At 49.8% G+C, this 9,045-nt stretch carries 5 protein-coding genes; 4 read left to right on the top strand and 1 reads right to left on the bottom strand.

Annotation, left to right across the window (positions count from 1 at the left end):
* Positions 1-99: 99 nt before the first annotated feature.
* Entirely contained in the window at positions 100-1,125 is a 1,026-nt protein-coding gene (locus tag ACYVAD_RS09745) for a LacI family DNA-binding transcriptional regulator (RefSeq protein ID WP_461139298.1), read from the bottom strand.
* 418 nt (positions 1,126-1,543) lie between these two features.
* On the opposite strand from ACYVAD_RS09745, the gene ACYVAD_RS09740 reads away from it, so the two are divergent.
* The 4 genes from ACYVAD_RS09740 to ACYVAD_RS09725 all read left to right on the top strand — a co-directional run bounded on the left by ACYVAD_RS09740 (position 1,544) and on the right by ACYVAD_RS09725 (position 9,015).
* Positions 1,544-2,137, top strand: a complete 594-nt coding sequence (locus tag ACYVAD_RS09740) for an RNA polymerase sigma factor (RefSeq protein WP_461139297.1) — start codon at positions 1,544-1,546, stop codon at positions 2,135-2,137.
* 193 nt (positions 2,138-2,330) lie between these two features.
* Positions 2,331-3,449, top strand: a complete 1,119-nt coding sequence (locus ACYVAD_RS09735; RefSeq protein ID WP_461139296.1) for a FecR domain-containing protein — start codon at positions 2,331-2,333, stop codon at positions 3,447-3,449.
* A 228-nt stretch (positions 3,450-3,677) separates the two neighbouring features.
* Positions 3,678-7,280, top strand: a complete 3,603-nt coding sequence (locus ACYVAD_RS09730; RefSeq protein WP_461139295.1) for a TonB-dependent receptor — start codon at positions 3,678-3,680, stop codon at positions 7,278-7,280.
* 19 nt (positions 7,281-7,299) lie between these two features.
* Positions 7,300-9,015 carry a RagB/SusD family nutrient uptake outer membrane protein gene (locus ACYVAD_RS09725; RefSeq protein WP_461139294.1) on the top strand — a complete coding sequence of 572 codons (1,716 nt, stop codon included), beginning with the start codon at positions 7,300-7,302 and terminating at the stop codon, positions 9,013-9,015.
* Positions 9,016-9,045: the final 30 nt, after the last annotated feature.

The following is a 9,045-nucleotide window of genomic DNA, read 5'->3' as shown; positions in this document are numbered from 1 at the left end:
ATAGGTATTCCTATTTTCCCAATCAGACAAGGGAAAACTCGTAAGACAAGCCGAGTTGTGCAACAGCCACACCCGTTTCAAGAGAAGACCCTATTATTCTCATAATTTGTTTCGTAGCGACGACTCACGTATGATAAGTTGGGTGTCAAATGTTTTAATTTCAAAGGGCAGCGCTTCAGGACTTTCTATTTGGCGTAATAATAAGCGGACCGTTTCCGTCGCCATTTCGGTGATGGGTTGATTTATACTGCTCAGTGTTGGTGAAAAATAAGCAGAAACAGGTTCATTATTGAAACTGACTACCGCTACGTCTTTTGGTATGAATAGCCCTTTCTGTTGCATAGCATACAGTGCTGGATAAGCAATCCGATCACTTATAGCGACAACACCGTCAGGTGGGTAGGGTAAGCTCATCAGCGCCAAAGTTTGCAGGATCGTATTTTCGTTCGTGTAATCACAGTGACGAATGTATTGACCACCCGCTGTTACGTTATATTGAGCAGCGGCTGCTAAATACCCATCCACTCGTTGATTGCTTAAAGAGAGTTGTGGCGGACCTGCCAAGAATCCAATCCGTCGACAACCTTGCTCAATCAGATGCTCTGTGGCTTTGAAAGCAGCAGCCCGATTGTCGACCATTACTTTGGAAACAGACGTAATATCGGCCGTACGGTCAAGCAGCACAATTGGTAGTCCCTTTTTAACCAACCGCTCTACATGCTCAAAATTGGCGGTGTCCCGGGAAAGCGAAAGAATAAGTCCTTCGACTTGGCTACGCAGGAGATTTTGAATACTAATGGTTTCGCGCACGTAAGACTCGTTGGTCTGAGCTACTAAGATGCTATACCCTGCCTGCATAACAGCTTCTTCCAGATTATTAAGCATAGCAGAGAAGTAGTGGTAGGATAGGTTAGGAAAGATAACCCCAATCGTCTTGGTACGGCTTTTTACTAGATTTTTGGCTAACTGATTTGGCTGGTAGTCCAGTTCCTCTGCCAGGCGTATTACAGCCTTACGCGTATCGGGATGTATTTCCGGCATGTCGCGCAAAGCCCGCGAAACAGTTGAAATAGATATGTTCAGTTTACGGGCAATGTCTTTGATAGTGACCGGTGCGTTCTTCATCGTGAATGAGTAAACAAAAAATAGAATATTTTTTATAATTTGGTTTGTTACTCCCGTAACCACAGAAAGATTGTGTATGGCAATTGTAACCAGAAAAATTTAAAAATATTTAGGCATAATCACATTATGCAAACGTTTCCGGAAACGTTTGCATGAAATAATAGATCACCATGGCTTCGCTAAAGCCTATTTCCATTTGACATATTGTACTTATGAAGTATTTTAGTAGAATATATCCAGTTAGATAATACAATGAGTAATAGTCAGGTAGAGAACACCTCTGCCAAGGCACTGGCTGAAATTGTATTTTATTGCGAAAAGCGGACAGGATTAAATGTGCCAGAAGGAGTTGACATTGCCTGCGCAAATCGCGGTATAAATACACAAGTGCTGTTTACTATTTTTAGACCAACCACCTATGACAAGTTCACAGTCAGTTCCTGCAGATGAACAACGAATGGCCCAGCTTTGGATTCGATTTAAAGCAGATGACGAGAAGGCTTTTGATCAGCTGGTTCAGGCTCGGTACAGAGTGCTATTTAACTACGCGACCCGGTTTACTAAAGACCGTGATTTGATAAAAGACTGTATCCAGGACTTATTTCTAGAACTTTGGAATCGGCGGGCTGCTATTGTCGAAACACCTTACGTAACGATCTACCTGATCAAGGCGTTTCGCAATAATCTATTCCGTCGGATACGTCGTGAGACCGCTCGCCCATTTACCTCGGATGAAACGTTGGAGTGGGAAACTGTTGCCACCGACGAACTAACCGCTGATCACAAGTGGATTGCCGATGAAACGTTGGTGTCGACCGAACAAAGTCTCCGGCTGGCAGTCGATCAACTACCCAAGCGGCAGCAGGAAGTTGTATTTCTAAAATTTTACGAGGGCCTCACCAATGATGATATAGCCCAGGTTATGGATATTGAAAAACAAACAGTCGCTAATTTCCTCTACCGAGCCATGACACAACTAAGAACCATCCTGCCGGTTCGCCTATTCTTCTAATTGGAGACTTAGTCAATGAATAATTCCAGTCTTGCCCACTTATGTAAGTGGGCAAGACTGGAATTATTCGTTTCGGGGTAAGTACAGAAATCAAGCTTTGCTCCAAGAAAACAAAAAAAAGTTTATAAAATAGAGTATGCCCTAACAGGTGTGGTCTACTTCCTTATGAAGGGAGAAAACGCCAAACGCTTCTATGCCCGATTACACAACCTACACCTTTGACGAATTTATACTCGACGACCGATTTCGGCAATGGGTACTAAAGAACGCGCCCGCCGATCAGACCTTCTGGAACGAGTGGTTACGGGCAAATCCAGATAAAGTGGATCTAGTACTGGCTGCCCGCCAGTTCGTGACCCAGATGCAACAGGCGCAAGAAGAACTATCCGATGAGGAGTTGGCCAGCGAGGTAGCTCGTATCCGTATAAACCGGCAGAAAGCGCAGGATATGGACGAACTACATCCGATACTACAACCATCGCGACGTTTCATCGGATGGGCTAGCATGGCGGCCTCTATCGCGCTGATTGTTGGGTTAGGCATGCTGGCTTTTTTTTACTGGCGCACACCCGCTACACCCCTTGCTGTTTATCAGCAGAAAATTGAGCAGCAAGCCGGAACGTTACATGAAATACAGAACACGACCAATGCCAGCCAGCTGGTTCGTCTGCCCGATGGAAGTAGAGTTACACTTTACCAGGGAAGCCGGATCAGTTTTCCGCGAACGTTTACAGCCGGGCAACGTGAAGTTTTCCTGGTCGGTGAGGCTTTTTTTGATGTGGTCCGCCGGCCTAAACAGCCGTTTATGGTGTATACTAATCAACTGACTACTCAGGTATTAGGCACCAGCTTTACTGTCCGCGCTTATCCTGACGATAAAGAAGCAAAAGTAATCGTTCGAACGGGTAAGGTATCGGTTTTTAAAACCCCGCCCAGCGGAAAACTCGGTAAGCTGGGGGGGGACGAACCGGCCCTCATCCTAACTCCTAATCAGCAGGCGACGTATCAAAATAGCGACCGTCAGTTGGAACGTTCGCTAGTCGCGTTACCCGAACCAATGGTCGGTTCAGCAGGGCAGTCCCAGACACTCGTTTTCGATCATACCCCAGTCGTATCGGTTTTTAAAAAACTGGAAACCGCCTACGGAATCATGATCAATTACGACGCCGACTTGCTGACCGGTTGTGAACTGACGGCGGAGTTTGGCCCAGAGTCATTGTTTGAAAAACTTGACCTGATTTGCCGGGCCACCAATTCAACGTATGAGGTGATTGATGCCCAAATCGTTATTCACAGCAAAGGATGTCGATAACGGAATTCAGGCCAGTTGCCCCAACCATTTTAACCAACAGGATGCTTATGCCCCAACCTGACCCCGCACGCTGAAAGTAGGCTATCTACTTACCTCAGGCCATCGACCTGCGTGATTTCCTCCATGTTCCCTTTTCTGAACCATTCGTTCGATCCCGGCGCATCAGCGATCCGACTGGGTAAGGGGATTTTTTGTGCCAACCCTAAACAAGTATTTTTAGCTATCTCTATGCGAATCATTACAAAACCACGAGTGATTTTCACTAAAATCATGCGAATAGCCTGTTATCAGATCTTCCTGATGAGCTGGTTTTCCAGTCTGGTTCTGGCCCTGGACGGTAAGGGCCAGGAGTTGCTGAATCGGCCCATCTCCATTACGATTGATAATCAACGGATTGAGCAGGCCATTAAACAAATTGGCAAACAGGCCTCGGTTCGGTTTATCTATAGTCCGCAGGTTATTCGTTCGGAGCGGAAAGTAAATCTGTCCGTGCAAAATCAACCGCTGTCGGCCGTCCTGAATTCGCTACTAACCCCGTTACAGGTTAGCTACGAAGTGGTTGGTTCGCAAATCATTCTGCGAAATAACAGCACCAGCCAAACCACGACCACACTACCGGAGAAAGCCGCCCTGGCAGCGTCTGCCGATCAGACCATCTCGGGAACCGTAACGGATGAAAAAAACCAGCCCCTGCCCGGTGTTACCGTAGCGATCAAAAACACGACGCGCGGTACCACCACCGATGCCGCAGGGAAATACTCTATCGCCATTCCGGACGACAAGGCTACGCTTGTATTTTCGTTTGTCGGTTATGAAAAACAGGAAATCCTGGTCGGTAAACAAACGTCCCTAAGCGTTCAGTTGAAGGGCGAAGCTCGTGGGCTGGATGAAGTTGTCGTCGTCGGCTATGGTTCCCAAAAACGGGCGACGCTAACGGGGGCCATTGCTACCATTGACAATAAAGTGTTTCAGGACCGGGGCGTTGTTGACAATCCACTATCGGCGTTGCAAGGGCAGGTGCCAGGCGTCATCGTAACGCGTACATCAGCCGCGCCAGGCCGGGCCAACTGGAACTTTGCCATTCGAGGTGCTACGTCGACTAACGGTACCGAGCCTCTGATTGTCATTGATGGAGTGCCAGTTAGTGACCAGCAGGCGCTGAATTCAATTAACCCCAACGATATTGACAACATGTCATTTCTGAAAGATGCGGCTGCGGCTATTTACGGGGCGCGGGCTGCCGGGGGCGTTGTGCTGGTGACCACTAAACGGGCGAAAGCGGGTAAGGTAATTATTCAGTATGATGGGTCCGTATCGCAGAAAGTGATCGGTCTGCAACCCCAGTTGATCGATGCTAAAACCTTTGGCCAGGGCCTGGTCGACGCGACAACGAATGACTGGTATGGTGTACCGCCGACGACTAACCTGTGGTACAAAATGGGGCAGTTGATGCTGAACCCACCCGCCAGTGGCTATCTGGATTTGACAACCTACAACGGCCAGACGGTTGCGCCCTCATCGAACCCACTGAATCCGGGTTTCGGAGATGTTAAAGACCTGACTTTCTTCGGCGGAAACTGGACGGACGTACTGTGGGGGACGGCCAGCTCTACGCAGCATAACCTGAGCGTAGCGGGCCGGACCGAGCGAGCCGGGTACCGTGTATCCGCCGGGTATTTACACGACGGGAGCCTGCTGCAGTGGGGAAATAACTCAAACAATCGCTATAACCTTCGCTTCACGCACGACTACCAGTTCTCGAACCGGTTCAAACTCGAATCCAACGTCTCGCTCGAAAAGAACGACATTATTCAGCCTACTTTGTTAGGAAACATACTGGGGCAGTACCAGCAGCCCGGCTTTCCGGTGTCGACCATCGATGGTAAACCCTATTCCTGGGGTACGCAGTACAGCCCGAACTGGCAGGCTGAACTGGGTGGCGACAACAAAGAATACAATACCCGCGTTTACACCAACTTTCGGCTGACGTATAACCTAACGAACAACCTGCGCCTGATTGGAACGGCGGGCTACAACTGGCTGTCGCAGGACACTAAAATTCAGACAAAAGTCATCAACTGGTACAACTATCTGGGGACTATTCAGGCACCCGATAATCCGACCAGAGCAAATTCGGCCTACCAGCGTCAGCTCAATAAGGATGCATATTACAACCTGAATGCCTACCTGGAATACCAGAAAACATTCCGTCAGGATCATGACGTAGCAGTGACGGTGGGTACTAACTACGAGCGGGATGAAGCTAATTTATATTGGGCCAGAACGACTAACATTGCCAACGATAATGTGCCCTCGCTAAACCTGGGTATCGGTGATAACACCACTAAAAGCGTTTTCGAATCGCAAAGCCACTACGCTATTGGTTCTTATTTTGGTCGTTTTAACTATGCTTACAAGCAGAAATACCTGCTGGAAGCCCAGGCCCGCTACGATGGTTCGTCCAAGTTCAGTGCTGAGAATCGCTGGAAACTTTTCTACGGCTTATCAGGTGGATGGCGGTTATCGCAGGAGTCGTTTATGCAGAAACTCACGTTCCTCAACGATTTGAAACTTCGCGGTTCGTATGGTACAGTAGGTAATCAGAGTGGTATTGGTCTGTACGACTACGTACAACTGCTCAACGTGGCTGCTACCCAGGGGGCTATCAGTTCCGGTTTCCCCATCATCGGTTCCAGCCCGGTGGTATACGTCGCCCCAACGAATGATCTGGTTAGTCTGAACCGCACCTGGGAGCAAGTCGAAACATCGAATGCCGGCCTTGATTTCAGTGTGCTGAACCGGAAGCTGTCGGGTAGCTTCGATTACTTTGTCAAGCATAACCGTAATATGTTGTTGAGGCAGACATACCCCGCTGTGCTGGGAGCAACTGCACCATCAGATAACATTGGCCATCTGAAAACCTGGGGCTGGGAAGCTACGTTGCAATGGCGCGATAACATTGGTTCGTTCAATTACCGGATTGGGGGTAACCTGACCGATAATCAGAACCGGTTGTTAAGTTTTGGGGGCGCCAACATTATTAATCAGGGCTTCAATGGGGCGGTAGAAGGCTATTCGCTGGGGTCTTACTTTGGCCTGGAATACGCGGGCCGGATTCAGACGGCCGAGCAACTGGCCGCTTATCGACCCCTGGCCACGGGTAACAACGTGAACATGCCCATCGGGGCTTTCAACGCCGACGGGTCAGTACGGGTGCCCGGTGTGCGTCTGGGCGATAATATGTTCCGCGACCTGAACGGCGATGGTAAACTAACCGTGCCGGGTGATTTGAAGTATCTGGGCCGGGATGACCCGCGTTACAGCTTTGCCCTTAACCTGGGCGCCGACTGGAAAGGATTCGATTTTCAGGCTGTTTTTCAGGGCGTGGGCCAGCGGACCATTTTCCGGGAGGGGAACTGGCGGGTTCCCTTCGGCTCGATCTTCCAGGGGCAGACGGATTTCTGGGTGGGCGATACCTGGACCCCAAATAATACCGGCGCTACGTACCCTGTACTGTCGGCGGGCCAGAACGGCACGACGTACAATGCCTATAATTACCAGATTTCGGACTGGTCGGTGCAGAACGGCGCTTACGTTCGCCTGAAAAACCTGGTGGTGGGTTATTCATTGCCACAGGCGATCACAAAACGGATTCGGGTGGAGCGATTCCGGATTTACTATTCGGGTAATGATTTGTGGGAAGTCTCAAAAATTAAAGACGGCTGGGACCCCGAAGTAACGCGTAGTGTGGGTCGGGCTAACAGCGATGCCATTACCAGTCGCTATCCTTTCTTCCGATTGCATACTGTCGGTGTAAACCTCACTTTCTAATATAACAAGAACTTCACGAATGAAACCGATACGAATTCTCTATACGATAACGTTGGCCTGCGTACTAACCCTGACCCAGTCGGGCTGTAACAAAGTGCTGGAACTGGATCCGCTGGATAGGCTTTCGGATGCCTCCTACTGGAAAACGCCCAATGATTTCATGCTGGCTGCCAATCAGTACTACACGTATATGCGCACCTTCAATGACGTCATTTTTGACAATCCCCATTTCGATGGCCGGTCGGACATTGTCGGCGGGCAAAACGCCTTCAGCCGGGGCACGAATACGATTCCCACGACCGATGGTAACTGGAACAATAATTACACGCGCATCCGGATTATCAATTACCTGCTGGATAAAGCGGCTACCTACCAGACTCCGGCCGATATTGCCAAGTACGTAGCCGAAGCTAAGTTTTTCCGGGCGTATGTGTATTTTGAACTGTTGCAACTCTACGGGGGAGTACCCATTATCAGTAAACTCCTAGCGCTGGATTCGCCTGAGTTGCAGGCACCCCGCAACACCCGGGACGAAGTAGCGGATTTCATTATCCAGGATTTGAATGATGCCATCGCGAACTTACCGGCTAAAGCGTCCCAGACGTCGTCTGAGTTGGGTCGGATTAACAAAGAGACGGCGCGGGCCTTTTTATCACGGGTAGCGTTGTACGAAGGTACCTGGCAGAAGTTTCGTAACAATGGGGCACGGGCCAACACGTTGCTGGACATCGCCATTGCATCGAGCGGAGCCGTTATCACCGGTGGTCAGTATAGCCTGTTTGCGCCAGCCGCCCTGGGCGATTCGGCCCAGAAGTATATGTTCATTCTGGAAAACCAGAAATCGAATCCGGCCAGCATTCAGAAGTCGGCCAACAACGAATACATTTTGGCGAATCGCTATGACCAGACACTGCGCCAGGCTCGGGTGAACATATCACGTACTGGTCCCGGTGGTCCAACCCGTACGTTTGCGAATCTGTATTTGGCCAAAGATGGGTTGCCTATCGAAAAATCACCTCTCTTCCAGGGATACGCTAAAGTAAACTCCGAGTTTCAGAACCGCGAAAATCGGATGCGGTACACGATGGGCCTGCCGGGAGCACCTTACTGGCAGGGGAATGCCAACTACCGGGTCGACTGGGTGGGTGGACCGGCGGATCTGGCCAACGCCCTGAAGCCTATTTACGGGGCGAACTTTACGTATGGTGCGCTCAAATGGGTAGCGGAGCGGCAGGTACTCGATAATGAAGAGAGTTACGACTACCCGGTTATTCGCTACGCCGAAGTATTGCTTACCTACGCCGAAGCTCTTTTTGAGCGGAACGGGACCATCAGCGACGCCGATCTCGACAAGTCGCTGAATCTGACCCGCCTGCGGATCAACAAGGCCATGCCAAAACTGAGCAACCAGTTTGTCCAGACGAATGGATTAGATATGCGGACGGAGATTCGCCGGGAACGCACGATCGAGTTTTTCTCGGAGGGCTTCCGAACCGACGACGTAAAACGCTGGCACAACGCCGTTGAACTACTGGGCAAACCGCTGCTGGGCGTTAAATGGACGGGCACGGAATACGTAACCACGTATCCACAGGGGGCATCGACACCCAAAGATGCCAATGGGGTCATTATTCTGGACGCTGTCCGTAGTTTCAGCGAGAAAAACTACCTGTTGCCTATTCCTTCACAACAGATTCAACTCAACCCTCAGCTTACGCAGAACCCAGGCTGGTAATGACAATGCCCACCGTGCTTGATTAACTAC

It is taken from the genome of Spirosoma pomorum, from assembly GCF_054776615.1.
The sequence above is the reverse complement of the archived record's forward strand: the minus strand, read 5'-3'. Positions and strand labels throughout refer to the sequence as shown.